The organism is Marivita sp. (assembly GCF_020055635.1).
In the GTDB taxonomy this organism is placed as follows: Bacteria; Pseudomonadota; Alphaproteobacteria; order Rhodobacterales; family Rhodobacteraceae; genus Marivita.
This window is the reverse complement of record NZ_JAIPUT010000180.1, coordinates 1-2,584: the sequence shown is the minus strand read 5'-3', so window position 1 is coordinate 2,584 and position 2,584 is coordinate 1. Positions and strand designations below refer to the sequence as shown.

Sequence of the window (2,584 nt, the reverse complement as noted above, 5' to 3'; positions counted from 1 at the left end):
AACCGGATTCATGGAGCATCCTTTTGTATTGTTTCAGTTTAGGTTCAAAAACATTCGGTAGTTCTGTGCGTTTTTCCCGGCCGATATAGAGGATCTCCAGTTTTTTGACGATTTCTTTGATCACCAGTTTCCGCTGCCATGGTTTCAGGTCTTTATCCAGCAGCCGTTCCAGAGCATCAACACGAAAGCGATCCATACCCCAGTATTGCCGTGACAATTGGTCGTCATGGCCACCGGTTTTCACGATTAGCGTTTCGTCCATCAGGCCAATTGGATGATCTTTGGCAATTCGCAGCCAGAGATCATAATCTTCGGCACAGCGCAGCTGCTCATCAAAACCACCGATAGCACAGAGCTTTCTACGCCGAACCATTGAAGTATTGAAATTTATAAAATTCTTCCTGAGGAGCTCTTTTGATACCCAGCCTGAGGGCCGCTTCATAGGGCTTCCTGAACCGATAATCCGTCCGCGCCCCCTGTGTGCGGCAGCGACATCAAAAGAACACTGGCAATGGCGGTTGAGCCAAAAAAATGGCGAAGCGTGCGGCGCGAAGAAACGTTCGAAAAGATCATGGCTTTTATCTCCTTGCGGACCCATCGGGGTCAAAGGCTTTGTTGAGAAACGCGTTCAACTCTCCGCACGCGTTCGTGTTCAGGGTCAATTGTTCCAAAACGGGCAGCATTGCATTGAGTGTGGTATTGGTGTCTTGAGTGAGCGGATACATCGCTCTCAGTCGATTTTCGGTTTTGCTTCCCGTCTCGAGAATACGCAATAATGCCGTGCGCTGTGCGGCTGGCGTCAAAGTCCCTGTGACAGCGTTGGTTTGGTCGAGCTTGAACAGAAAAGGTAAAACACCAGTCTCCTGAGCCAATCGGCCATCGTCATCAACCAATTCGGAATCGATGAGAGTCAACGCTTTTGTGTACTCGCCACTTGTTCCAAAATGGACGCCTGCCAAGAAAAACAGACCGCACATGAGGACGGCAAAAAAACGCTCCGCCCAAAACGTCCAAGCAGAGGTGACGCGTAAAGTCCGACCTCGGCCTTGACCGGCAATAATTGGTTGCGTTGGTGCCAAGTATTTTTCCACAAATTGTTTGATGATTGCCACAGATCTAGCACAGAGAAAAAATTCTAGCTAGCGGTTCTGGAAACGTCTGAAAAACCTGCCGCTTTTCGGTCTGATCTGATAGGTTTGGGGCGTCCGCCATAGGAGTCCTGCCGATGCCGAAACAGCCCGCCATTCCCGGTCTGCGTGATGCGATGAAGAAGAAGGTGACGCGGCGCGAGCGGTTCTTGGCCGAGATGGATGCGGTGGTTCCGTGGGACCAGCTTCTGGCGTTGCTCGAGCCGCATTACCCCAAGGCCGGCCCCAGGGGCGGGCGCCCGCCGATGCCGCTGGAGACGATGTTGCGGGTCTACTTCCTGCAGAACTGGTATGCGCTGAGCGACCCGATGGCTGAGGAGACGCTGTATGACAGCGAGGCGATGCGCCGGTTTGCCGGGATCGAACTCGGCGATGACCGTATCCCGGACGAGACCACGATCCTCAACTTTCGCCACCTGCTGGAACGGCATGGGCTGACCGAGGCGATCTTCGCGGAGGTGAGCATACATCTGGCTGACAAGGGGATCACCCTGCGCTCGGGGACCCTGGTCGATGCGACCATCATCGACGCGCCGTCCTCGACGAAGAACAAGGCCAGGGCGCGCGATCCCGAGATGTCATCGACCAGGAAGGGCAACGACTGGTATTTCGGCATGAAAGCGCATGTCGGCGTCGATGCCCATAGCGGCGTCGTGCACAGCCTGGAGACCAGCACCGGATCGGTTCACGACAGCCGGGTCTGGGACGAACTGCTCCACGGCGAGGAGACGTCGGTCTGGGCCGACAGGGGGTATGTCAGCGCCGAGCGCGAGGCGGCGTTCACTGGCCGGGGCAAGGTCTGGGGTGTCATGCGCAAGGCACCCAGGGGCGGCAGGCTCCATCCCGCCGACGAAGACATCAACCGCATCATCGCCATGGTTCGCGCCAAGGTCGAGCATCCCTTCCGGGTGGTGAAGCGCCAGTTCGGCTACATGAAGACCCGCTACCGGGGTCTGGCCAAGAACCGCGCCCAGCTCTTCACCCTCTTCGCCCTCGGGAACCTGTTCCTTGTGCGACGAAAGCTGCTGGCATGAGGCAGCCTCTGCCCGAAAACCGCGAGACCGACCCTCCGGCAAGCCTGAAACGACGAAATCCAATCCCAGAACACCGTCGCCTGCACAACAACGCGATCAAGCCGCCATCTTGGCGCAGCCGAACGCGTTGATCAGACGTTCCTTAACTGTTCTGCATAGTTTTTTAGGGATTGATTTACTCTTACCACCAAAAATACCACCAAAAGAACTGCCTCATGATGCCAAGCCGGTCCGCCGGTTGCAGTGATGTGCAGGTCAGCGCGACACTCACTGAGCATTACAAAATGGATATGTCGTTCATGATTCAGTGGCTGCTGGCTTTTTTCAGCTCTTTCTCCGCTCTTCCAACGACGGATTGCTATAGAGTAAATGTTGAGCCGATGGCGTCTTTCGATGCTCTGG

At 55.5% G+C, this 2,584-nt stretch carries 4 protein-coding genes; 1 reads left to right on the top strand and 3 read right to left on the bottom strand.

Features of this window, described 5'->3' with window-relative positions:
* Both LCF60_RS24390 and LCF60_RS24385 read right to left on the bottom strand, forming a co-directional pair.
* Positions 1-598 (bottom strand): hypothetical protein (locus LCF60_RS24390; RefSeq protein ID WP_292295114.1); only part of this gene is annotated, 598 nt, incomplete at its 3' end.
* Positions 579-1,112, bottom strand: a complete 534-nt coding sequence (locus tag LCF60_RS24385; RefSeq protein ID WP_292295113.1) for a hypothetical protein — start codon at positions 1,110-1,112, stop codon at positions 579-581. The genes LCF60_RS24385 and LCF60_RS24390, both read right to left, overlap by 20 nt.
* A gap of 113 nt (positions 1,113-1,225) precedes the next feature.
* Here LCF60_RS24385 and LCF60_RS24380 point away from each other — a divergent pair, with 113 nt between their 5' ends.
* Positions 1,226-2,182 (top strand): IS5 family transposase, encoded by a 957-nt coding sequence (locus LCF60_RS24380; RefSeq protein WP_292295112.1) that lies wholly within the window; start codon positions 1,226-1,228, stop codon positions 2,180-2,182.
* A gap of 131 nt (positions 2,183-2,313) precedes the next feature.
* On the opposite strand, the gene LCF60_RS24375 is transcribed toward LCF60_RS24380, so the two are convergent.
* A partial coding sequence (locus LCF60_RS24375; RefSeq protein WP_292295111.1) for a hypothetical protein occupies positions 2,314-2,584 on the bottom strand: 271 nt, incomplete at its 5' end.